The 22496-nt window shown below is 39.6% G+C and carries 21 protein-coding genes and 3 pseudogenes; 7 read left to right on the top strand and 17 right to left on the bottom strand.

Annotation, left to right across the window (positions count from 1 at the left end):
- Positions 1–49 precede the first annotated feature (49 nt).
- From P4S61_RS20790 to P4S61_RS20730, 13 genes and pseudogenes are all read right to left on the bottom strand, one after another.
- Positions 50–883, bottom strand: coding sequence for an ADP-ribosylglycohydrolase family protein (locus P4S61_RS20790; protein WP_182740070.1), 834 nt, complete (start codon positions 881–883; stop codon positions 50–52).
- Between the two features lie 100 nt (positions 884–983).
- Complete coding sequence (locus tag P4S61_RS20785; protein ID WP_337119129.1) at positions 984–1601, bottom strand: hypothetical protein; 618 nt, start codon at positions 1599–1601, stop codon at positions 984–986.
- A 195-nt stretch (positions 1602–1796) separates the two neighbouring features.
- A complete protein-coding gene (locus P4S61_RS20780; protein WP_337119128.1) occupies positions 1797–2465 on the bottom strand; it encodes an ISAs1 family transposase in 669 nt (222 codons plus the stop codon).
- On the bottom strand, positions 2434–2913 hold the full coding sequence (locus P4S61_RS20775; RefSeq protein WP_337119127.1) for an ISAs1 family transposase: 480 nt from the start codon (positions 2911–2913) through the stop codon (positions 2434–2436). Before P4S61_RS20775 ends, P4S61_RS20780 begins: the two co-directional genes overlap by 32 nt.
- A gap of 707 nt (positions 2914–3620) precedes the next feature.
- Positions 3621–3815 carry a transposase family protein gene (locus tag P4S61_RS20770; protein ID WP_182785176.1) on the bottom strand — a complete coding sequence of 65 codons (195 nt, stop codon included), beginning with the start codon at positions 3813–3815 and terminating at the stop codon, positions 3621–3623.
- 88 nt (positions 3816–3903) lie between these two features.
- Positions 3904–4518, bottom strand: coding sequence for a hypothetical protein (locus P4S61_RS20765; protein WP_182717833.1), 615 nt, complete (start codon positions 4516–4518; stop codon positions 3904–3906).
- 170 nt (positions 4519–4688) lie between these two features.
- Positions 4689–5174, bottom strand: a complete 486-nt coding sequence (locus P4S61_RS20760) for a hypothetical protein (RefSeq protein WP_337119126.1) — start codon at positions 5172–5174, stop codon at positions 4689–4691.
- An 826-nt stretch (positions 5175–6000) separates the two neighbouring features.
- Positions 6001–6252: a hypothetical protein gene (locus P4S61_RS20755; RefSeq protein WP_149980101.1), complete on the bottom strand. Its 252-nt coding sequence runs from the start codon at positions 6250–6252 to the stop codon at positions 6001–6003.
- A gap of 43 nt (positions 6253–6295) precedes the next feature.
- Positions 6296–6700 carry a DUF1761 domain-containing protein gene (locus P4S61_RS20750; protein ID WP_145236169.1) on the bottom strand — a complete coding sequence of 135 codons (405 nt, stop codon included), beginning with the start codon at positions 6698–6700 and terminating at the stop codon, positions 6296–6298.
- A gap of 277 nt (positions 6701–6977) precedes the next feature.
- The gene (locus P4S61_RS20745) at positions 6978–7514 is read right to left on the bottom strand and encodes a response regulator transcription factor (RefSeq protein WP_337119125.1); all 537 of its coding nucleotides are present in this window, start codon (positions 7512–7514) and stop codon (positions 6978–6980) included.
- A pseudogene (locus P4S61_RS20740) lies at positions 7511–8751 on the bottom strand (ATP-binding protein). The gene P4S61_RS20745 and the pseudogene P4S61_RS20740 overlap by 4 nt, the downstream one beginning before the upstream one ends.
- A 70-nt stretch (positions 8752–8821) precedes the next feature.
- Positions 8822–9226, bottom strand: a complete 405-nt coding sequence (locus P4S61_RS20735; protein WP_337119124.1) for a nuclear transport factor 2 family protein — start codon at positions 9224–9226, stop codon at positions 8822–8824.
- A gap of 8 nt (positions 9227–9234) precedes the next feature.
- On the bottom strand, positions 9235–10548 hold the full coding sequence (locus tag P4S61_RS20730) for a metal-dependent hydrolase family protein (RefSeq protein WP_337119123.1): 1314 nt from the start codon (positions 10546–10548) through the stop codon (positions 9235–9237).
- Positions 10549–10701: 153 nt separating this feature from the next.
- On the opposite strand from P4S61_RS20730, the gene P4S61_RS20725 reads away from it, so the two are divergent.
- A complete protein-coding gene (locus P4S61_RS20725) occupies positions 10702–11778 on the top strand; it encodes a ketoacyl-ACP synthase III (protein WP_145236180.1) in 1077 nt (358 codons plus the stop codon).
- Between the two features lie 55 nt (positions 11779–11833).
- Entirely contained in the window at positions 11834–12220 is a 387-nt protein-coding gene (gloA2, locus tag P4S61_RS20720; protein ID WP_145236314.1) for an SMU1112c/YaeR family gloxylase I-like metalloprotein, read from the top strand.
- Positions 12221–12240: 20 nt separating this feature from the next.
- Here gloA2 and P4S61_RS20715 read toward each other — a convergent pair whose 3' ends face one another.
- Together P4S61_RS20715 and P4S61_RS20710 are read right to left on the bottom strand one after the other, a co-directional pair.
- Positions 12241–13602 carry a leucyl aminopeptidase family protein gene (locus P4S61_RS20715; protein ID WP_337119122.1) on the bottom strand — a complete coding sequence of 454 codons (1362 nt, stop codon included), beginning with the start codon at positions 13600–13602 and terminating at the stop codon, positions 12241–12243.
- Between the two features lie 94 nt (positions 13603–13696).
- The gene (locus P4S61_RS20710; protein ID WP_145236186.1) at positions 13697–14146 is read right to left on the bottom strand and encodes a hypothetical protein; all 450 of its coding nucleotides are present in this window, start codon (positions 14144–14146) and stop codon (positions 13697–13699) included.
- Between the two features lie 162 nt (positions 14147–14308).
- Here P4S61_RS20710 and P4S61_RS20705 point away from each other — a divergent pair, with 162 nt between their 5' ends.
- The 3 genes from P4S61_RS20705 to P4S61_RS20695 all read left to right on the top strand — a co-directional run bounded on the left by P4S61_RS20705 (position 14309) and on the right by P4S61_RS20695 (position 18917).
- Positions 14309–14479, top strand: a complete 171-nt coding sequence (locus P4S61_RS20705; protein ID WP_145236189.1) for an oxidoreductase-like domain-containing protein — start codon at positions 14309–14311, stop codon at positions 14477–14479.
- 300 nt (positions 14480–14779) lie between these two features.
- A complete protein-coding gene (locus P4S61_RS20700) occupies positions 14780–17356 on the top strand; it encodes a TonB-dependent receptor plug domain-containing protein (protein WP_145236193.1) in 2577 nt (858 codons plus the stop codon).
- 103 nt (positions 17357–17459) lie between these two features.
- Positions 17460–18917: a tetratricopeptide repeat-containing sulfotransferase family protein gene (locus tag P4S61_RS20695; RefSeq protein ID WP_337119121.1), complete on the top strand. Its 1458-nt coding sequence runs from the start codon at positions 17460–17462 to the stop codon at positions 18915–18917.
- On the opposite strand, the pseudogene P4S61_RS20690 reads toward P4S61_RS20695, so the two are convergent.
- Positions 18871–19783 (bottom strand): annotated as a pseudogene (locus tag P4S61_RS20690) (alpha/beta fold hydrolase). The gene P4S61_RS20695 and the pseudogene P4S61_RS20690 sit on opposite strands and share 47 nt — an antisense overlap.
- A gap of 123 nt (positions 19784–19906) precedes the next feature.
- Between P4S61_RS20690 and rlmF the strand changes: the two are divergent.
- Together rlmF and ltaE are read left to right on the top strand one after the other, a co-directional pair.
- Positions 19907–20853 (top strand): annotated as a pseudogene (gene rlmF / locus P4S61_RS20685) (23S rRNA (adenine(1618)-N(6))-methyltransferase RlmF).
- Positions 20850–21863: a low-specificity L-threonine aldolase gene (gene ltaE, locus P4S61_RS20680; protein ID WP_337119120.1), complete on the top strand. Its 1014-nt coding sequence runs from the start codon at positions 20850–20852 to the stop codon at positions 21861–21863. The pseudogene rlmF and the gene ltaE overlap by 4 nt, the downstream one beginning before the upstream one ends.
- Here ltaE and P4S61_RS20675 read toward each other — a convergent pair.
- Positions 21840–22430 (bottom strand): thymidine kinase, encoded by a 591-nt coding sequence (locus tag P4S61_RS20675; RefSeq protein WP_145236208.1) that lies wholly within the window; start codon positions 22428–22430, stop codon positions 21840–21842. The genes ltaE and P4S61_RS20675 overlap by 24 nt on opposite strands.
- Between the last annotated feature and the right edge of the window lie 66 nt (positions 22431–22496).

Genomic DNA, 22496 nt, shown 5'->3' with positions numbered 1-22496 from the left:
TCGGGGGATTACTATTTTTTAAAGTGTTTATGTAAATACGTTAGGTTAATCACAAAAACTTATTCTTAAGTTGAATGTCTAAATCTCTGAGGTAATCTAATCCAAAGTTGTCCTTAGAAAAATTAGTAACGAGCTTATTTGGAAGAGTTTTATCAACACCATCATAACAACTTGCTATTCCGCAGCAAATTGACGCGACACTGTCTGTGTCTCCTCCAAAATCAACAGCTGACTTTATCAAAGCTTCATAGCTAAAATGCTGCATTAGGTTAGACATTACTGCGGCCAAAGTATCTTCTGACACTGCACGAACTCTTCCTTGCCAATTAGCATTAAACTTGTAACCTCGAGATGCAAGATACTCCGGCAATGTTTTAAGAGTCGCTTTGCTGTACAAGCCTGCATGTGCAGCAAGAGCAATGCAAACAGCAGCATCGACTGCAATTTGATGGTCATGAGTAACACGTGCTTGTATTGTGGCGTTGCGTATTACTACATCTTCATCTTTAAAAAAACCAATTGGTACAGCTCGCATCATTGCCCCATTGCCAAAGCTATCCGTTTTAACTAACCTTGCAAAATGGTCTGCATTTCTCGCCTCAGAAAATGCCGTTTGTAGTCGCTTTGCGTAGCCATGCACAGGATCACGTATATAGCATTGAAAAAATGCCTCGGCTATATGGGCTTCAGTCCAGTCAACGTCGTTTAGCATTAACTCAGACAGCGCTAATGACATTTGAGTGTCATCAGTATAACACCCAGCAATGTTAGACAATTGATGCGCACGAAAGGTCTCGAGGTTATTTTCGGCTGATATAATTTCCTGATCTACAAACTCAAAACCCGCACCATATGCATCGGCAATTGCTATTTCTACCAACATAATATTTAACTCATTCTAAGTTCGCAAAAAGTGATTATATAATACCCTTTTGGTTGAAAGTAAAAGGAATACTGTTATCCAATAACTTGTTTCTATAAAACTACTTGTTAATGTTTTTAAACATGGCATTAAAAACTTGCTCTGTTGATTGGTTATCTTCACGATGTATGTCATTTGCCGCAATCTTCTTTAAAATTGATATAAAGTCTTCATCAACTCTTAGCTTATTGTACATATCTTGGCTTAAAAACGCATACATAATACCATAGCCGCTTTCACCTACACTTCTGTTATATCGACGAAAACTTCTGGTAAGTATCCCTGTCTTCGTTTCAAAATTTGCAGCAAAATAACGCTCAAAAAAGTTTTGAATTAAGCGCCTCATCGATACCAGTTTGTAATAATTCTTTTGCCCTTTTTGTACTAATTCATATGAAGTATCAAAATTAAAATTGAAGTGATAACCGGGCAGAAGAAACGTGCCTATTTTATCACCTTTTACATCTTTAAGTGCGTATTTTAAAAATTCACAGCCTGTTTCTTTATCAATACTAACTGTCGCTTCTACCACACACCCACAATCAAGCTCATACTTATAAATTTTATTCTTAAGTGAAAGTATTCGCTGTTCAATTGAGACACGTTTTCCGGTAGCACTATCAAAAACATAGAAATTTTTACTTGATGAACCATCTTCGAAATTAACACTTTCTTCCACTACAAAATGAGAGTCATTTTCAATGTAATATACATTAGTTATTTCACCGTACTCTAAGTCAGACCGAAAATCGGCCCGACTTAGAGGTGAATCAAACTCTGAATATTTGAGTTACCTGTTACCATATCAATCTACCTGTTTCATATATAGCACTATCGGGGTCAGACCTCAGGGAAAGAGCATGAAAAAAGTTTATTATTTCAATACCTTTTCAAGGTAATCTGTACTGCGCATAGCTTTTTTCTGTTTTGCGGGCATGCCTTTATTAAAGCTTGTTTCTGCTTTTAGCTGATTAAATGCGATGTGTCTCAGCCCCGCAAATACAGGTGCTGCACCTTCACGCCTAATTCGGCAATCATCTTCTTTAAATCCGACATCTAAACGCCAATGTAATCCATTCTCTATTTGCCAATGTTGCCGTGCGGATCTTGCGAGTTCTTCCGCCGATAAATATGCTGAACTGATGTAGTATCTATAGCATAACTCATTGCTTACTTTGTTTTTTTCTTTCCTATAAGAAACAATAACTCCCACTGTTTTGGCATCTTTCCAATTGCTCGTTTCTGATAAATCACTTACGTTATGACTAACAGCACAACACCTGAATTCTTCTCTGTTTTTATGATAATCGGCTTCATTAAACAAAACTCCTTCGGACGCTTGTCGTGTGACCTCAGGTAATAAAGCATTCTCTATTTGTGACAGTAGTCCTTTATGGTTCGCTTTTACTGCAAGTAGGTAATCGGCTTGTTTATCCACTATTGTCTCTGCAATTGATTTTTGACACCCCATCGCGTCAATCGTGACTAAGCAGCCTTTTATCTCCAGTAATTCAAGAAGCTCTGGTAACGCTGTTAATTCCATTCGACTTTTTATCAACAGGGCATTGCGCCAAAACAACACCATTTTCGCACGCAAATGCACTGACCATATAAAGTGCATCGCGCCTATCTGACTGATTAAATGAACCTTTCAATCGCTTACCATCAATCGCAACTACATCGCCCTGAGTTAATTTAGAACAGTCTTTCATCCAAGAAGAAAAAGAATCTTGAAACTGCGTCATATCAATGCGACTCATCACACGAGCGATTGTGTCATGGCGAGGGATACCTTGCTCAAGAGGAACGTACTTCCTGAGCCAATCTAATCTATCATGGCCAAAATCTTCAATATCTTCCCAGCCTTGGCACCCAGATATGACAGCGCTGACAGCTAAGAATATGATATCAAAAAGTTTATGGACAACTTTACCCTGCTGGCGAGGGTCGTCAATTGATTCGAAATATTTAAATAGTTGAATATCAGGCATGGGGGCTCCTTAAAAAGGAGTATAAGATCATACTTTTAAGTCAAGGTAAAGTTCGTGATCTTGCCCTGGATATATTTCTTGTCGTTATCATGGATATAATGCATTTCAACATAACCTCCATCAAAAATAACCTTATCGTTATATCTCCGATTTGCAAAAAAAATATGGCTCAGTTTGATAGTTATTATACTTAAAAAACACTCCTGAAACTGAAAAGTGCTGCGTTCGACTTGCTCCTTCTTTTTCTACTAAATTTTCAATTTCACCTGTTACAACTCTCTGCTCATGCGACTTTATTTTAGCTATATATTCCATTCTCGAATATATAGAAACCATAGAAACCATAGAAACCATATTATAAATAATAAATATAAAAATAATACGAAGAAGTTAAACTTAAAAAAAGATTTAACATATAAGTCATATAATACTTTTAGCCGCCCAATAAAAACTAGACTCATTATTATTAAAAATATATACGGCATAAATTCAATGCTATTAAAACTAATTGTTGTCTGGTAGTAAGTTATCATCATATTCACTTGAACAAAGGTCTTGTTTCAACTTTAACACGACTAAACCCACCACTGTAGTGGCATAGTTAATTTAGAACAGTCTTTCATCCAAGAAGAAAAAGAATCTTGAAACTGCGTCATATCAATGCGACTCATCACACGAGCGATTGTGTCATGGCGAGAGATACTTTGCTAAAGAGGAACGTACTTCCTGAGCCAATCTAATCTATCATGGCCAAAATCTTCAATATCTTCCCAACCTTGGCACCCAGATATGACAGCGCTGACAGCTAAGAATATGATATCAAGTAGTTTATTGACAACTTTCCCCTGCTGGCGAGGGTCATCAATTGATTCGAAATATTTAAATAGTTGAATCTCAGGCATGGGGGCTCCTTAAAAAGGAGTATAAGATCATACTTTTAAGTCAAGATAAAGTTCGTGATCTTACCCTGAGACCTGACCCCATTATTTTTTACTCTACTGAATATATGGAGGTAACTTCAACTTTATTATCTTTCAAATGAATATTAGCTTTCCACAATTGAGAATTTATATAAACTTTTATAGAGTATGCATTCTTTTCAAATAAGCCTGTTACTACTGGACTCATTGAAACAGCGCCAGGAATACTGGTGAATTTATTTAATTGACTGTCAAAAAACCAGTCAAACATATTCACCCTTTTTTTAATGGCGTTCTCTTTGTTATTTCTCAACTCTTCCATAAACCTCCAGATAACCCCATAATCTTCTATAGCAACGGTAGGCTCTAAACGGATGGCTCCATCAAAGTTACAACTTTGATTAGTCACAGCGACTTCCAATGTGGCAACATAGGGCTCAACTTTATATCCGCCAACCACGCCATAATGTTTTTTGTAGCAAATGCCATCAGTATTCGAAGGCTCTTCTACAAATATTGTATCACCACATTTAAAATGGAATTTGCCCCTTGCGCCATTTAATTTCTTCATTACCATTAGCTTATGCTGGTTATTTAGAACGCTTTCTCCACAGCTAACATGCAAATTACTAGTACTAACAACACTTGCAATAGCTAGAATCGTCGGACCTATCGCGACCACCATGATTTCTCCTCTGGTTTATAACTATCGGGGTCAGATCTTGTTTTTTGCCACTAATTACATAAAGACAAAAAGAAAGACCTGACCCTATTCACTTTGTTACTAAAGGGTGACTCTGTTTACTTTTCTGTTAGTTTAATCATCAGGCAAGGTAAGTAAATCATCAACTATTCCTAACTTACTAAGCAATGAAATGAATCTTGACTTTTTTTATCTATCACATATTGCGCATCCATAACTACCGAAAAAACAACGTACTCAATGCCTTTTTCAAAATTCAATCTATCTCTTTTTATTAGCGTAGTGTAAGTTTTGACTTCAAGAGGTTTAAATATTACATCTCCTTCAAGTGGCGAAAACTCTACATTTTTAAACGATAATGGGTTGTCAAACGGGTTACTCGTTGCATACACGTCTTTTGCTCTATAAAACCTAAAAGCATGCTCAGTAAAATGAGTTTCATCGAAATAATTTGAAATTACTTTAATTTCAAATGCCGTATTATTTCTTAAAACAACACTCGTATTGCAATATACCAAATCGCAAATAGTATATACTACGGCTTCAATAGCTTTAGGTGGTTTTTCAATCGCATTTGAAAAGCATACCTGTGAATTAACTATTAAAAATAATAAAGTTAAAAATCTATATTTTGACATTATATTTCCTTGATGCACTATCGAAAAATTTGTGCCTTTCCTATTTTACTTTACGAGCACTTACTTCCCTCTAAAAAACTTTCCGAATATTTTATATATACAATCAGCAGTATAACTAAAAAGTGTAAGGAAGAAATAAAACAATAACGACAATGGTACTATTATTGTCAAAAACCCCCAATCATTTGAACTATAAGAGATTTGGCAAATTGTCAATGCAACTATTGAAAACACACATAGTAAAGTAAATGCATTTTCTTTTACATCTTCAAAAAGAAAGCTCAAAGAAAAGAAATTGGATTTAGAACGAAAAATATAAAAAATACAAGTGGTTAACGCTATGGCTATCCCATAGTGGTGATTTAAACTAATCACCAATAAAAATTGAAATATAATAAAAATAAAAATTACTTTTTTAATCATTTTTATTCCTTATTGATTCTAAAACTATTTACAAAACGCGACATAACTAGAGTATGTTTTCTTTGTTCCTTGCATATACATTACCCCATATCCAACTTCGTAAGAAGCTCCGAGTGCATCTATAGAAAATGAATCTAGACGATGCTCAATTGCATACGCAGCTCCGTGTACCTTTGCGCTGTACTTCTTAAAACCTCTCAAAAATGCAGCTCCTATTGTTTCAATTTCCGAAGTAGACCAACCTCGGATACCATCAATATCATAAAAAAACTGTGCAATTACTATTTAAAGTCGTATTAAATTAAAGAGTTACGGTTTATTTATAGTTAAATCAGATACAGGAACAATCAGACTAAAAAATGATTAAATCAATAAAATATGAATATACGCTCAAATTAAATGACTACTTAAACGTAACTTTGCCGCCGATCATTTTATACGCGGGTGCGCCTCGGATAATTGCTTCTCGAGCAAAAGGGCGTGAGCAGTTGGGGCATACGCAAGGAATTGTGGTGAAATCTTGACTGATCCGTTCGATAAAACATTTAACCAATGCCCCTTTGCCGCCTTTACGATATTTGAATAGGGGAGCTTTACATTGACTACAAAAAATATCGACCGTTTTAGTAGGGCCTTTTTTATTCGGTTTTGCCATTATTTTGTTACTTTTACTACAAACACGCGAATAGATTAACAGCTTATGGCCAAAGTCCAAAGATTAAGCCCATTAAAGTAAACTGTAAAATATGGTAACCGCTATTGATTAAAAACAGCTTTAGTGGTCGTTGTTCATAAATATAGCTCATTCCTAAGGCACTGCTTACCCAACATAGTCCAACCGCAAAGCCAACGCCTACCGCAACCCCTAAATGTGGATGTGGTCCTAAAAACAGTGATAAGCCAAAAGCGATAAATAAAGATAAAACAAAACCGCCACCAAATACCCATTTTGGATTTGTTGCTTTTAAATCCAGCTCCGTTAATCCACAGCCTTCTAACCAGGCTCGTTGAAACAACCAAGGTGAATACCAAACGCCTCCTAACATAAAAGAAGACATGGCAGCTAATAATACGGCTACAAAATCCAGTTGTGATAAATCCATAATGACTACTTATGCTGATTGCAAAAAATACAATGATATTTTTACTGTAGTTAATGAACGCCATTGCAGCAACTATCTAAACTGCAAAACTATCTATGATGCGTGGCTGGTGCCCAAATATAAATGCACTAAAGTAACCTGAGCTTCATTTCAAGTGACTACAGGCGACTGTATTACTTAGTTGACCGGGTAAAACTTATTACCTAAAAGGCAACAATAAACTTACTGAGCATTACTAAACCGGAAACCGTGATCCGCAATAACGCTCACTATTGCGCTAGGATTTACTGCTGAACTGGTTTTTTTGTAGCTTACGCTGTAAAGTCCGCCGATGCATATTAAGTTGCCGAGCAGTTGCTGAAATATTGCCTTGATTGGTATGCAGCACTTGCTGAATATGTTCCCACTCAAGACGCTCTGGCGACATAGTTACAATATCATCTGCAATTAACTCAGTAGTTGGCTCGCATGTGCCTGTTAAGGCTCGTAATAACGTGAGCATATCAACGGGTTTTGTTAAATAATCATTTGCACCTAGGCGCATAGCCTCTACCGCTGTGGCAATACTGGCATAGCCTGTTAATAATACAATATGTGCGTCTGTTAGTAAGGCTCTCAGTGGTGCGATAAGAGCTAAACCGTTATCGTCAGCTAATTTCATATCTAACAGAATATGTGTCGGTGCGAAGTTTTTAGCTATGCCAATAGCCTCGGCTTTATCATGTGCCAGCTGACATGCAAAACCGTGTTTGGTTAAGCGCCGCGCTAACGTATTGGCAAGATTAATATCATCTTCAATAATTAATAGCTTCATACAGGCTCGACTTGTGGCTCATCAATGGTTAATTGTACTTTGGCAACCGCGCCACCTTGTGGGTGATTAAATAATGTTAAAGAGCCTTGTAAACGCTCAAATGTTACATTTGAAAGCATAACTGCTAGCCCCATCCCCGTTTCACTAGGCATTAACTGACCCCCTAACTCTGCCAATTGTGCTGCGCTAAATCCTTTACCAAAATCACGTATAACTAAACTCACTGTTTTAGGGTTATCTGGAGTCTGTTGCCAGTTCAATTCCAGTGTTTGTTGCTGTGCCTGTTGATTGGCAAAAGCAGCATTTTGCAACAAGTTTAATATCGCTGGCAGTAACATAGCATCATTAGTAACCGAGCTAGCAGGCGCTGCATTTAGCCAATTAAGCTGTTGATCGGGATACTGTAATAGCATTGTATCGCTAATTTGTTGAGCTAATGCGTTTAACGATACAGTCGCTGCAACCGTTTGTGTGCGTAGTTCAGATGACAGGGTACGAAACTGTTTTAACTGCTGTGCGCATTGCAACAAGGGCTGCTGCATGTCTTTCACAATCTCATTATCGGGCTGCTCTTCAAGAAGCTCTTCATACAATAATTGTAAATTGGCGATTGGGCTGGCTAATTGATGAGTAATTTGTGCCGCAGCACCATCAAGCGTGACTAACTGCTCTGCTCGTAATTGTTTTTCTCGCACAGTTGCAATTGTGCGCTCTCGCGAATGCAGTGCACGGTTCATAGTGCCGATAACGAATGCTATAACGCTAGCACTGATCACAAAGTTAACCCACATACCCACAAAGTGACTGGTCATTTGCATATGATGCATGCTGTGCTGAGGCATTTTAAATAGCAGCACGCTATAGGCGGTGATCGCTAATACAGCAATATAAGCTAAGCCGCGAGCACTGACACTCACCGCAGCAATCATTATTGGTAACAACAGTAACGACACAAATGCATTGGTCGCACCACCACTCAAAGACAGCAATACCGATAAAAAAAGCACATCGGCCGTAAGCTGCATTAACATCCCAAGTTCTTTCGCTTTACTGACATTACGATAAGCAATCACGCTTAAAATTTGGAATACGGCTTCAAGGAGATCACTACCAGTAGAGGCAATAAAGGGATTTGGTGCTCAAGTAAAAAATAGACTGCTACAACGGCCAATAGTTGAATTGCAATTGCACCACTGCGTAACATCAGTAAACGGCTAATCGCAGGATCAGTGCGCATTAAAAACGCCATACATAATTACCTAACAAAAAAATACCTAATAAAAAATGCCTAATTAAAGAAGGTTAACCTAATCATCATCCATAGAGATACTAAACACAGCACAGGGCGTTCCTTGATGAAACACCATTTTCCACTGGCCTTCGGTTAATCGCCACAGCGACATCCGTAACGAATAGTTAAACTCAGCGCGCGCAGAGCGCCGATATGCCGCTTGATAACTTAGTTGGGCAATATCATCACTAAGCATTCGGCCTTTAAAATGCTGATTGTAAAACTGCGGCACGACTTCGGTAGGTAACCGCGTTAATACTTGATATTTATTAAATACAGTACCATTAGCGGCAATTTCAATAAAATCATCATCGAGCAAAGCATCCAATGCCTGCTCAGATTGACGGACCTCAGGATCTAATAACTGGCGCTCAGCGTCAATCAAATGATTAAACAATGATGCCTTGATTTTGCTGCCCATACTGTATCCTACAATTGGTGTTTATATATTTGCCCTGCTTTCATCACAAATTGTACATTTTGCAATGTCGTTATATCATCAAGAGGAGAGCCATTAACGCTGATGATATCTGCTTGTTTACCAACACTCAACTGCCCTAGTCGGTCTTGTTGGCCGAGTAACTTAGCGGCATTAACTGTTGCTGACATAATAGCCTGTTTTTCAGTCATGCCATATTTAACTAACCATAAAAACTCATCAGCATTATTACCATGGCGTGATACGCCAGAATCTGTACCAAAAGCAATATTAACATTGTTTTTTAATGCCAGTTTAAATGAAGCTGCAACATTTGGTACAACGGTGCGTACTTTATCAGCAATAGCTGTTGGCATATTTGGGTTACTGAGTACTTCTTGACTGACCGTTTGGCCTGCTAATAACGTGGGCACTAAATAAGCGTTATGTTGCTTAAATAACTTTACAGTCTCTTTGTCTAGGTAAGAGCCATGTTCAATTGAATCAACACCTGCATGTAATGCCGCTTTGATCCCTGATGTACCATGAGCATGCGCTGTTACGCTGCGCCCTAAGTTATGTGCAGTATCAACAATCGCCATCAACTCTTGATCTGTGAACTGCTGATTGACACCCGCTGCGGTATTACTTAACACCCCACCCGTTGCAGTAATTTTAATTACATCAGCACCTGATTTAATTACTTCACGAACCGCGCGGCGACAATCATCAGCACCATCACACACCCCTAACCCTCCACTTATCACATCACTAATATCTTTACGGTAACCGTGCAGATCAGCATGCCCGCCCGTTGGGGTAATTGTATCTCCTGCAGCAAAAATACGTGGCCCTTGAATATCTCCACGCTCAACGGCACGCTGTAGTGGAAAGATCACTTTATAACTGCTACCTAAATCACGTACCGAGGTAAAACCGGCATCAAGACTACGCTGTAAATATTTAATTGAGCGCAGAGCATTGTCCGCTTCATACTCTGTAAGCCATTGATGAGGGTTTGCGTTTGCGTCACGCTCAAATGTAACATGTACGTGCATATCAATTAATCCAGGCATAACAAATTGATTTTTTAAATCAATGATCTTTGCATCGGGCAATGCTAGATCAATAACACTCACATAGCCTTTTTCGATGCGCGTGATGATAGCGTCTTCTATAACAATAGTGCGTTGCTTTTCTAGTATTTGTTCAGCACCTGCTAACATTGATCCTGCGTAAATAACCTGAGTTTGTGTTGCAAAACTCGCCGCAGAATATACCGTCGTACCCAATGCAGCCAAGATAGTAATTAATTTTTGTTTCATGTTTACCTCATTTTTCTACTACCATTAGCCTAAATTACGTTTAATTACCACTATTTACGACGTAAGCTAAGTTATAAACTAGTCTTAGAACTGGATTTTTGGTATAAATCAAACATAGATGACACATGTCTGACCACTTAAAGAGAGCACACTATGACCTACGCACACATAACGGGTTGGGGTAAATGTATCCCACCAGCGCGTATTAGCAACGATGAAATTAGCCAATTAGTTGATACCAATGATGAATGGATTACATCCCGCACTGGTATAAAAGCCCGTAGAGTAAGCCACGTTAGTACTGCAGAGCTTGCCACTGTAGCAGCTAAACATGCAATAGCCTGTGCTGGCATTGATGCTAAAGACATTGACTTAGTGTTATTAGCAACATGTACGCCCTCTACTATGGTGGCAAACACAGCTTCGTTAGTACAAAAAAACATTGGTGCAGTTGGCGCTGCCGCTATGGACACCAATGCAGCTTGCTCTGGTTTTTTATATGCAATACAAGCAGCGACTGCACAAATTCAAGCCGGTATGATCAAAAAAGCTGTAGTAATTGCTGCTGAACGTATGACCTGGTATGTAAACTGGGATCGCCGTGACAGTGCGGTGTTATTTGGTGATGGCGCCGGTGCCGTAGTACTTGAAGCAGCAGACACGCCAGCGGGTTTACTCGCGACAAAAACAGGCTGTGATAGCGAAGACCGTGATATCTTGCATATCACTAACTTTGGTAGTGACTTAAATAAATATGTGCCTATTGGGCCATCTGATTTATTATTTGAAGGTCGCGAAATCTTTAAGCGCGCAGTAAAGGGCATGAGTGAAGCCTGTGACGATGTGCTCACACAAGCAAATTTGAGCCTTGATGATATCGATGTACTTGTGCCACACCAAGCAAATTTACGTATCATTCAAGCCATTCAACATCGCTTAAAAGTGCCAGATGAAAAAGTAATGGTTAACATTGGCGAATACGGCAATACATCGGCAGCAACTATTGCAATCGCATTATGCGAAGCTGTTGAGCAAGGATTAATTAAACCACATGCTAATATCATGTCTGCAGCATTTGGTGCCGGATTAACTTGGGCTGCTAGTTACATAAAATGGGGCGAACGCGTCACGCCAATCAGCGTTAGCGATGCAGCACTACCACCGTGTGATAAAACCGGTTTAGAGTTAGTGGCCCCCGCAGTAGCAGCTTGCAAAGGTAGTGATCAATAACATACTCAATATGGCGCAGCTATACTGCGCCATTTACCACAGATAGCTAAAAATGATGCAATTGCTAGGAATTCACCACGCTGCAATTATATGCAGCGATTACACCCGCTCAAAACATTTTTATCATCAGATCTTACAGCTGCCCATAATTGCAGAGCATTTTCGCCAACATCGCCACTCATACAAATTAGATTTAGCCTTGCCTGATGGTAGCCAAATAGAGCTATTTTCATTTGATAATGCACCAAAGCGACCTAGTTACCCAGAAGCACAAGGTTTACGACATTTAGCATTTAAAGTGGCCAATATTGAGCAAAGTAAAGTGTATTTGCAAAGCCAAGGTGTGGCAGTAGAAGAGATTCGAACTGATGAATACACAGGTAAACAATTTACCTTTTTTGCAGATCCTGATGGGTTACCGCTTGAGCTTTATGAGGCATAACCTCACAAAGCTCAATAAATTTATTTAAAACGACTTTGTAAGTAGTTAAATACGGCACGAATACCGAGTGCTTCACCACCGACTGGACGACCTGGTAATGAGCGGATATTCCATGCCATTACATCAAAATGTACCCATGGTGTGGTTGGCTCTACAAATTCTTTTAAATAAAGTGCAGCAGTAATTGCGCCGCCGAATGGGGTACTTGCACAGTTAGCCATATCAGCAACATCACTTTTTAATAAACTTTTATATTGTTCAAAAAGCGGTAATTGCCAAACGGGGTCGCTTACTGCAATACCGGCGTCAATAATGCCATTGGCAACATCACGCTCAGTTGAGAAAAACCCTGGTAACTCAGTGCCTAACGCAATACGACAAGCACCGGTTAAGGTTGCAAAATCAATGATCAACTCAGGGTTGTCATTTTGTGCTTCCTTGAGTGCATCACATAACACTAAACGCCCCTCTGCGTCGGTGTTATCGATTTCGACCATAATGCCTTTACGTGTTTTAATTACATCGCCAGGGCGAAATGCATTGCGCGATACCGCATTCTCAACAGCGGGTACCAACACGCGTAAACGAATTGGTAAATTTGCCGACATAATTAACTGCGCTAAACCAATTACATGAGCTGCGCCGCCCATGTCTTTTTTCATATTGCGCATACCTGAGCTTGGTTTAAGATCTAAACCACCAGAATCAAAACAAACACCTTTGCCGACTAAGGTGATCAAAGGAGCATCTGCAGCGCCCCAGTGTAAATCAAGTAAACGCGGTTTATTTTCACTGGCGCGGCCTACCATGTGGATAGTTGGATAGTTTTGTTCTAATAATTCATCCCCTATCCATTCATTGAATTGACCATTGTAAGTGTGTGCTAAATCAGCCATCACTTGTGATAAATGCTGTGGCATCATGTCTACGGCGGGAGTATTAACTAGATCTCTAACTAAGTTAATCGCATTTGCTTGGCGTGTAATACGCGCAAACAATGCTTCATCGGCAATTGCTAATTGTGCTTTTACAGCACCTTTGGCTTTATATTCGCTAAATTCATAACCACCAAGTATAAAACCCAGAGCAATCTGTTCTAATTGTTGTTCACACTCTTGAACTTGGTAAATTCCTGCTGGCAGTTTGCTGGCTAATTCACCCGCGAGCCAAAAGTCATCAACGCTATTAACTAAACAATACACCTGACTTAGCGCTCCACTTTGTGGATTGACCACCAAGGCTAAACCTTGTTTTGCAAAATCACAGCTATTTAGCCAGTTTTGTAAAAAAATTGGCTGCTGTGCTTGCCATGTAGCTAAGTCATTTTTAACAATAAAAGATAAAGGAATACCCGTAGAACTATGACGAATTAATGTACTCATTAAATGACTCGTTTAAAATTATATGATGATCAAGCATATCAATAACTCAGCATAAAAGGTATATCACAAAGACTATCCTTTAAACTGCATGGCATTATTTTTTTACAGGTGGTTTTACGTCTGATTTTGCCGTTTTTTCAGCGTGGTGGTGTTGCTGCTCTTCATCAGCGATCTGCTGGTCAATATCTTTAAGTGATTTATTTATATTAAATGAACTTGGCAGTACATCAACTCCAACCCATTGACCCAACTTAACAACCAGTGGAATAGTCACAGGTGCAAAAGGTAAAACAGCAAAAACACCTAAACCCAATCCTTTGAGAATATCAACAAACTGGGCATTCGCTTTTTGCAGATCCTCTTTACTCACATCTCCTTGGGTGTAGCGACGATAAATTGTGAGCATTTCTTTGGTTTCTTGCTTTTCCTGCGCCAGTGCAATTTTAAGTGCTACCATAGCGCGCTTAAAACGCAACTGTTGGCGTTTTGTACTAATTTTTGCCACTCGAATTGGGGCACGATGAATAACTTTATATAGTCGCATAACGCTATTCTCACATAGCCTTAACGCTTCACAAAGCATAATTTAATACAATCACCGATTAACAGATCAACATCATTTCTCAACTAGCAAAAAAGCCATGATTAAGTATAATCACGGGCCAATAAACAGCCCATGCTATTAAATCTGTAAATAATGAATAAAATGCCGCAAAACACAGCCGATATACCATACCGAGTTGACGACACAAAACCAACCAGACCGACTGCTGATCAGTGCTGCGGTGGTGGCAGTTGTTGCCCATGTGTTTGGGATGAATACCGAGAAGCGTTAAAAGTTTGGCGACAACAAAATCCTGAACAAACTGATCATTAATAATTATTGAACTTTATTGAATTTTACTTAGTCTAAAGATTTATTTACAAAATTATTATTTCATTTACTTATAAAAAAATCCCACTTATTACTTTATTTCTAATTTCCCTTTTCAAAATATCATTACTTTTCATATAGGTATGTAAACCTCTAATTTCCTCTATAGAAAAACCAAAAAAAACCAAATCATTTAACACCTTGCACAATTATTTAACAAGTTGTATAACTTTAATAGACTATTTGGCTTTTTAAAAATCATATAGTTACGAAATTACAATAATTCTAACTGGGGAAATTAGAATGAAATTTAGAAATAACATATTAAATCATGCAGTTAAACTTGCATTAACGACAACCACCGCAGGCTTATTTATTTCGGGGACTGCCTTAGCTGCAGATGAACAAGCTGAAGTAACTAAAGTAAATAAAAATGTAGAAAAAATAGCCGTAGTGGGTACTCGCTCTGCACCGCGTTCTATTGGTGATTCACCGGTACCTATCGATATCATCGGTGGTGAAGAACTTGGTAAATCAGGTAATACGGATATGCTCGAGCTATTAAAAGGCTCAATTCCATCATTAAACGTGCATTCAATGCCTATTAGTGACGCAGCATCTTTGGTTCGTCCAGCTAACTTACGTGGCTTACCTTCTGACAGTACATTGATATTACTCAATGGTAAACGTCGTCATCGTGCCTCTGTTATTGCCTTTTTAGGTGGCGGCATAAACGATGGCGCACAAGGTGCGGACATTTCAGTTATTCCAAGTATCGCTCTAAAACAAGTTGAAGTACTAAGAGATGGCGCAGCCGCTCAGTACGGCTCAGATGCGATTGCTGGGGTTATCAACTTTGTACTAAAAGATGCCTCGGAAGGCGGCAGTTTCGAAGTACGCCAAGGTCAGTACTATGAAGGCGACGGTGATACAACACAGATTTCCGGTAACATTGGTCTACCATTTACCGACAATGGCTTCGCAAATTTAAGTTTCCAATACAAAACGGCTGACGCAACTAGTCGTTCAGTGCAACGTTTTGATGCAGCAAACTTAATTGAGGCTGGTGTTCCTGACATTGCCCCGATTACACAAATATGGGGCGCACCAGAAGTTGATGACGATATCTCTATTTTTGGTAATGTCGGCCTTGAGCTGACTAAAAACTCCGAATTTTACATGTTTGGTAACTATTCAGAGCGTGATGTACGCGGTGGTTTTTACTATCGTAATCCTCACACTCGCCCTGGGGTCTATTCAAACGATGGTGGTGAAACATTGTTAGTTGGCGATTTAACTGGCGATATGAGTGGTAACTGCCCTACTAACATCATGATTGATGACAACGTATTAGATAACCCAGTTTACATCAACCAAGTAGCTAATAATCCAGACTGTTTTGCCTTCAATGAAATGTTACCTGGCGGTTTTACGCCTAACTTTGGTGGCAACATTACAGATACCTCGCTTACAATAGGTACTAAAGGCGAGTTCACTGGTGGTATGTTAGAAGGTGCGTACTACGACTTAAGTGGTACGGTCGGCTTTAATGAATCTCGTTACTTTATTTACGACACTATTAATGCGTCATTAGGCCCTGATAGCCCGCGTGATTTTAGCCCAGGTAAATACTCACAATTAGAGAAAAACTTTAATTTTGATTTATCAAAAGGCTTTGATTTTGATCTAGCATACGATGTGAACATAGCCGGTGGCCTTGAATGGCACGAGGAAACATTTACAGTTACCTCTGGCGATGTAGCATCATTTACAGCAGGCCCACTAACGGATCAAGGTTTTGGTATCGGTTCAAATGGTTTCCCTGGCTTTAAACCATCTGACGCTGGTGAATATACTCGTCGCAACTACGCGGCTTATCTTGATATTGAAGCCCCATTTACTGAAGAGTTCTTAATGGGTTTAGCCCTACGCTATGAAGACTATGATACGTTTGGCTCTACTGTTAACTATAAATTGATGGCTCAATATCACTTAACCGATGATTTAAATGTTCGTGGTTCAATCAGTTCAGGCTTTCGCGCGCCTACAGTTGGCCAAGCCAATGTCAGTAACGTGCAAACAAACCTAAGCAGTGGCGTATTGGTCGACTCTGCTTTACTACCACCGACCAATCCAATTGCGGTACAGTTAGGCGGTACAGAGCTTGAGCCTGAAGAGTCGCAAAGTTATACCTTTGGCGCGGTATACACCATCGGTGAAGTATTTCTAACCATTGATTATTACAATATCCAAGTTGATGACCGTATTAGTCAATCTGATAAAATCGAGCTGAGTCAAGCTGATAAAGATACGCTTGAAGCCGCTGGTGTGCCAAACGTGCAAAGCTTAGCGCAAGTAAGCTTCTTTACTAATGACTTTGATACCACAACTCAAGGTATAGACTTTGTAGCAAACTATGCCACAGATTTACTCGGTGGTAGCTCAACATTTAGTTTAGCTTACAACTGGAATGAAACTGAGGTTACTCGCTCAACTAATATTACTGGGGTGTTTAAAGTAAGCCGTTTAGAAAATGACTTACCAAATCACCGTGGTACGCTTAGTTGGTCACAACAATGGGAAAGTTTCTCAATGTTTACTCGTGCAAATTATTTTGGTGAATACCAAGGTGTGCATGTAGATTATGACGATACAGCAAAAATGGCAGATGCGGCAATTACGCTCGACGCTGAAGTAACTTACTTTTTGAATGATTCGATTAGTTTCTCAGTCGGCGCACAAAACCTGCTCGACCAAGAAGCAGAGAAACTTGATTTTACCGTGGCACCTAATAATAACTGGGGTGGTAAATACTATGAAACTTCGCCATATGGTATAAACGGCGGCTTCTATTATGCCAAAGCAACTTATACGTTTTAATCATAATTAAGCGTTGAAAAGAAAGGCGAAATGCTCAAGACATTTCGCCTTTTTCGTGCTATACCCAAATAATAAATATAGTAATTAAAAAATAAAAAAAGTGATGTATGTTGCTAAAAAAGCTAACCAACTACTTGCCGAAAACAAACTCCAAGAAGCGGAGTTTCACTATAAAACCTTGCTTGAAAGTGATCCCCAAAATGGCGAAGCGCTATTTGGTTTGGGCCGTATTGCCCTGCGCTTAGAGCGCTTTGATGCTGCAGTTTATTTATTACAAAGAAGCTGTGAACGTCTACCTAATATGTTGGAGCCACTGCACGCGTTAGCGGATGCATTTAATGGCGTTAATTCGCCAAATGATGCATTAACCGTACTGGAGTATGCAAAAAGCATTGCTAGTCATAACCCAGAGCCACACTATTATCTCGCACAACATTATTTAACCCATGGCGAATTAGATAAAGCACATACCACCTTTGCACAAGCACTAAGTATTGGTTTATATCCGGTCACTGCTTATATTTTATTTGAACTGGTACAACTTGGCCGCTTTGATCAACAGCATAACTACATCAGTAACTTGCATCATTTACTCACACAAACCAATAACTTACGTTTAAAAATGGTTTGTTATTACGCCTTGGCAAAAAGTTATGATCAACTCAATGATATAGAACAAGCTGTAAATTATTATAAACTAGCCAATAAATTGCAGCTGCAATTGAGTAGCTTCAACACTGAACAATTAACGCCGTTTTATCAAAGTATTATACGTTATAACCCAAAACGTTTATTTGCCACTATCAAGCCTGGATTTACTGGTACTGTTACGCCCGTTTTTATTATTGGCATGCCACGCAGTGGCTCAACATTATTAGAACAAATGTTAGCTTCACATAGTGAATTTGCAAGCCTAGGGGAAGATCGCTGTATTAGCTCGCAAGTTGTTGCATTCATAGAACAACAAACCAAGTTGTCCTACCCTGAATGTATCAGCGCACTAACACCGCAACTGATTGAGCAAGCGCGGGCTCTTTATACCGCACGGTTAAAACAAGCAAAACCTATTCGCGCGTTCATGATCAACAAATTGCCCGCTAATTATCAATCGTTAGGGCTTATCTATTTATTGTTTCCAAATGCTAAGTTTATTAACTTGCAGCGCGATTTTAATGCCACAGCTTGGTCCGTTTATAGTAATTACTTTGCAGAAAATGAACCTTATTTTTGCTCATTACCTGAATTTAAACGTTACTATGATTTATACCAAGGTTTGATGACGCATTGGCAACAAGCAATACCTTCGGCTATCTTAGATGTTCATTATGAGCAACTGATCAGCGAGCCGCGCGATACGTTAAAAAGCGTATTTACATTTTTAGGTACCGCATTTGAAGCACAATGTTTAGACTTTTATAAATCAAAAAAACCAGTTACCACGCTTAGCAAAGCAGCTGTACGAAAACCGCTACATAACCGTGCAATAGAACACTGGAAACGTTTTGAAACGCCACTCAGGGCGTTGCTGAATGACGCTCAAACCACGTCACTAGATCCTTAAATTGATCTGCTTTAGCACTAGCGTGCGTTAACATATTAATATGATCGTAATCATATTGATGGCCGTGTTTTTTCCCGTACATTTGCAGGTGTTGAATACCAGTACCTGACTCGGCAATAAATTTTTCAATATCAATTTGTTGTGCAAGCGCTTTGTCTTTCACCCCCTATGTGTAAGGTCGGTGGCAAACTTAAGCCAGCCACAGCTTGCGCGTAATCAAACCCGTCGTCGCTATCTAACCATGGTTTACGTTTAGCCCATTGCATACTTTGATAATGCGACTTTTTAGTTTCATCATCACTGCCCCACTTGAGTCTTTTGGCGGGTAAATAACCATGTTTTTTAGCCAGTATTGGCGCTAAAAAATACCAAATCAAATTTCCTTGAAGGTATTTTTGTGGATGATGATTATAAAGCGAGCGTTTAGTACCAAAGTAAGCACATGCTTTTACATCATTGATATACTGTGGGAAACGCGCAAACACACTGTTCATTAATACACCACCCCAGGAATGGGCTACCCAATACGCTGGTGGTCTACCTTCACGCTCGGTAATTTTAGCAATAAAAGCGGGAATATCTTCAATAATAGCTTCGGTTTGGCCATAGTGAGCATGCTTTGAGATAGCCGGTTTGCTGTCACCACGACCTCGTAGATCAGCCACATAACACACATATCCTTGCTCAGCTAAAAAAGGTGCTAACCCCTTATTTGAATGCGTATAAAATATTTTACCGTTTTCAACAGCACCATGCATAAACAACACAGCTGGCCCAGCGGCTTTGCTGTTATCTGCTATGCGGCGCAAATGTAATGTTTGTAGCTCAGTTAGTTTAATAAATACTGATTCTTGTACGATCGCCATTTCAGTTCCTTGTTGTCATTGTTATGAACCGCAACTCATCCTACCAGTAATTTAAACAAGATCACACGTCAATGTGTTTCTCTGGTAAAATAACTTTTTTGTTTGTTAAGCTAATTATTTGTTATGAAATCAACACCATTAAAATCAAAACTACACCCTCGAAATCGCCATAACAAAGGCTATGATTTAGACTACCTAAGTATTAAAGTGCCCACTTTAAAACCATATATCGTGCTTACTCCCAATGGTACTAAAAGTATTGATTTTAGTGATAACAAAGCAGTAAAAACGCTTAATCAAGCACTTTTGCAAGCGTACTATAACGTTGATTTTTGGGATATACCTGAACACAACCTTTGCCCACCGATTCCAGGACGCGTTGATTACATTCACTACTTAGCCGATTTACTAGCAAACGATAATCAAGGCGTTATACCTCAAGGCAGACAAGTTAAAGTGTTGGATATAGGTACTGGTGCGAACATAATTTACCCGTTACTAGCAAGCCATGAATATAACTGGAGCGTCACAGGCTCAGATATAGATCCGAGCGCTGTAAAATTAGCCAAACAAATCGTACAATTTAATAATCGCAAAATTACCGTCAAGCTACAAAAGCAGTCGCAGCATATTTTTCAGGGGGTAATAAATGCAAAAGAGCTTTTTCATATTACATTGTGTAACCCTCCTTTTCATGCCAGTGAACAACAAGCAGCTCAAAGTAGCGAGCGGAAATGGAAAAACTTAGGCAAAGCCCCTAAATCGGCTTTAAATTTTGGCGGGCAACATAATGAGCTTTGGTGTGAAGGTGGCGAAGCGCAATTCATTTGTACCATGATCGATGAAAGTGCCCTATTTGCTGAGCAGTGTATGTGGTTTACCTCTTTAGTTTCAAAAAAGAAAACTTAGCCACGTTACAAGCACAATTAAAAACACACCCTGTGGCTGAAGTTAAAATCATTGAAATGGCGCAAGGGCAAAAAGTGAGTCGCTTTATTGCGTGGAGTTATTTTGATCAACAAACTCGCCAAGAGATCAGCCAGCAATTTACACAACCGGAGATATCATGATTGATTTTCGTTCTGATACTGTCACTAAGCCCTGCGCTAAAATGCGCGAAATTATGTTCAACGCCCCTTTAGGTGATGATGTATATGGTGATGATCCCAGTATTAATAAATTAGAAAGCGTTGCAGCACAGCGTCATGGCTTTGCCAGTGCATTGTTTTGTAGCTCCGGCACCCAAGCAAACTTATTAGCGTTAATGGCTCATTGCGAACGTGGTGATGAATATATTTGTGGGCAAAATGCACACAATTATAAATTTGAAGGCGGTGGCGCGGCAGTGCTTGGATCAATCCAACCGCAACCTATCGAGAATGAAAATGATGGCAGCCTCTGCTTTGACAAAATACGCGCCGCTATCAAACCCAAAGACTTTCACTTTGCTAATACCCGCTTACTCAGTTTAGAAAACACCATTGGCGGTAAAGTGCTGCCATTAAGTTATTTAGCCCAAGCGCGTGAGTTCACTCACAGCCATCAATTAGCACTGCATTTGGATGGTGCTCGCGTTTATAACGCTGCGGTTGCGCTTAAGGTAAATATTACCGAGATAACCAAACACTTTGACTCCGTGTCTATTTGCTTATCAAAAGGCTTAGGCGCACCAGTAGGCTCATTACTACTTGGCTCTGTTGAACTGATCAATAAAGCAAGGCGTTGGCGTAAAGTACTTGGCGGCGCTATGCGCCAAGCTGGTATGCTGGCAGCCGCTGGCCACTATGCACTTGAGCACAATGTTAGTCGTTTAGCCGACGATCACAGCAATGCGCGTTACTTAGCGCAGCAGCTCAGTGCCATTGAAGGCTTTAACGTTGACTTGTCGCGCGATACAACCAATATGGTCTATGCAAATGTTGCTGATAATGTTGATATTAATGCCATTGCACAGCAACTAAAAGGACAAGGGATAGTATTCAGCCCAAGCAAAACTTTGCGTTTAGTAACTCACTTACAGATCACTCGAGCCGATATTGATCAATTTATAGCAGCGTTAACTTCGGCGCTGCATGTTTAACGCAGCTTTATAGTGTTTGCGGCACACCGACACATAACGGTCGTTGCCGCCAATTTCCACTTGATTACCATCGGCAATCGCTTTGCCTTGCTCATCCGTACGCAATACATGGTTCGCTTTGCGACCGCAATGACACACCGTTTTAAGTTCAACCAGTTTATCAGCCCACGCCAGTAAGTACTGCGAGCCGCTAAATAACTCGCCTCTAAAGTCATTACGCAAGCCATAGCACAACACCGGAATGCCTAATTCATCCACCACATCGGTCAGTTGCATTACTTGCTGACGTGATAAAAATTGACATTCATCCACCAGCACACAGTGACGTTTTTGTTCACTATTAAGCTGTTTGATCAGTTCAAAAACATCTTTGTCAGCATCAAAAATATGTGCATCAGCTTGTAAACCAATTCGAGAAGATACCTTACCAACACCGGCACGATCATCCAATGCAGCCGTTAAAATAACAGGCTCCATGCCGCGTTCGCGATAGTTAAATGCCGATTGTAAAAGCGTGGTAGATTTACCTGCGTTCATTGCAGAATAATAAAAGTACAGCTGAGCCATGAAAATGCCTACCCTGAAAAAAGTGCGCTAATGCTACCTTAATCTTGATTGAACATCACCTTTTTT

Origin of the sequence: Pseudoalteromonas sp. B160, assembly GCF_037162485.1 — a bacterium.
GTDB classification, from domain to species: Bacteria; Pseudomonadota; Gammaproteobacteria; order Enterobacterales; family Alteromonadaceae; genus Pseudoalteromonas; species Pseudoalteromonas rhizosphaerae.
Note: the sequence above shows the minus strand (reverse complement) of the source record. Positions and strands in the feature narration are given on the sequence as shown.

Bases quoted from the DNA above. Each gene is read 5' to 3' on its own strand.
- ltaE (WP_337119120.1), top strand. From the start codon at position 20,850: ATGATTGATTTTCGTTCTGATACTGTCACTAAGCCCTGCGCTAAAATG.
- P4S61_RS20735 (WP_337119124.1), bottom strand. From the start codon at position 9,226: ATGGGCAGCAAAATCAAGGCATCATTGTTTAATCATTTGATTGACGCT.
- P4S61_RS20730 (WP_337119123.1), bottom strand. From the start codon at position 10,548: ATGAAACAAAAATTAATTACTATCTTGGCTGCATTGGGTACGACGGTA.
- P4S61_RS20745 (WP_337119125.1), bottom strand. From the start codon at position 7,514: ATGAAGCTATTAATTATTGAAGATGATATTAATCTTGCCAATACGTTA.
- P4S61_RS20780 (WP_337119128.1), bottom strand. From the start codon at position 2,465: ATGGAATTAACAGCGTTACCAGAGCTTCTTGAATTACTGGAGATAAAA.
- P4S61_RS20710 (WP_145236186.1), bottom strand. From the start codon at position 14,146: ATGCGACTATATAAAGTTATTCATCGTGCCCCAATTCGAGTGGCAAAA.
- P4S61_RS20705 (WP_145236189.1), top strand. From the start codon at position 14,309: ATGCCGCAAAACACAGCCGATATACCATACCGAGTTGACGACACAAAA.
- P4S61_RS20675 (WP_145236208.1), bottom strand. From the start codon at position 22,430: ATGGCTCAGCTGTACTTTTATTATTCTGCAATGAACGCAGGTAAATCT.
- P4S61_RS20715 (WP_337119122.1), bottom strand. From the start codon at position 13,602: ATGAGTACATTAATTCGTCATAGTTCTACGGGTATTCCTTTATCTTTT.
- P4S61_RS20725 (WP_145236180.1), top strand. From the start codon at position 10,702: ATGACCTACGCACACATAACGGGTTGGGGTAAATGTATCCCACCAGCG.
- P4S61_RS20755 (WP_149980101.1), bottom strand. From the start codon at position 6,252: ATGGCAAAACCGAATAAAAAAGGCCCTACTAAAACGGTCGATATTTTT.
- P4S61_RS20765 (WP_182717833.1), bottom strand. From the start codon at position 4,518: ATGGTGGTCGCGATAGGTCCGACGATTCTAGCTATTGCAAGTGTTGTT.
- P4S61_RS20700 (WP_145236193.1), top strand. From the start codon at position 14,780: ATGAAATTTAGAAATAACATATTAAATCATGCAGTTAAACTTGCATTA.
- P4S61_RS20775 (WP_337119127.1), bottom strand. From the start codon at position 2,913: ATGCCTGATATTCAACTATTTAAATATTTCGAATCAATTGACGACCCT.
- P4S61_RS20760 (WP_337119126.1), bottom strand. From the start codon at position 5,174: ATGTCAAAATATAGATTTTTAACTTTATTATTTTTAATAGTTAATTCA.
- P4S61_RS20790 (WP_182740070.1), bottom strand. From the start codon at position 883: ATGTTGGTAGAAATAGCAATTGCCGATGCATATGGTGCGGGTTTTGAG.
- gloA2 (WP_145236314.1), top strand. From the start codon at position 11,834: ATGCAATTGCTAGGAATTCACCACGCTGCAATTATATGCAGCGATTAC.
- P4S61_RS20750 (WP_145236169.1), bottom strand. From the start codon at position 6,700: ATGGATTTATCACAACTGGATTTTGTAGCCGTATTATTAGCTGCCATG.
- P4S61_RS20695 (WP_337119121.1), top strand. From the start codon at position 17,460: ATGTATGTTGCTAAAAAAGCTAACCAACTACTTGCCGAAAACAAACTC.
- P4S61_RS20770 (WP_182785176.1), bottom strand. From the start codon at position 3,815: ATGCCTGAGATTCAACTATTTAAATATTTCGAATCAATTGATGACCCT.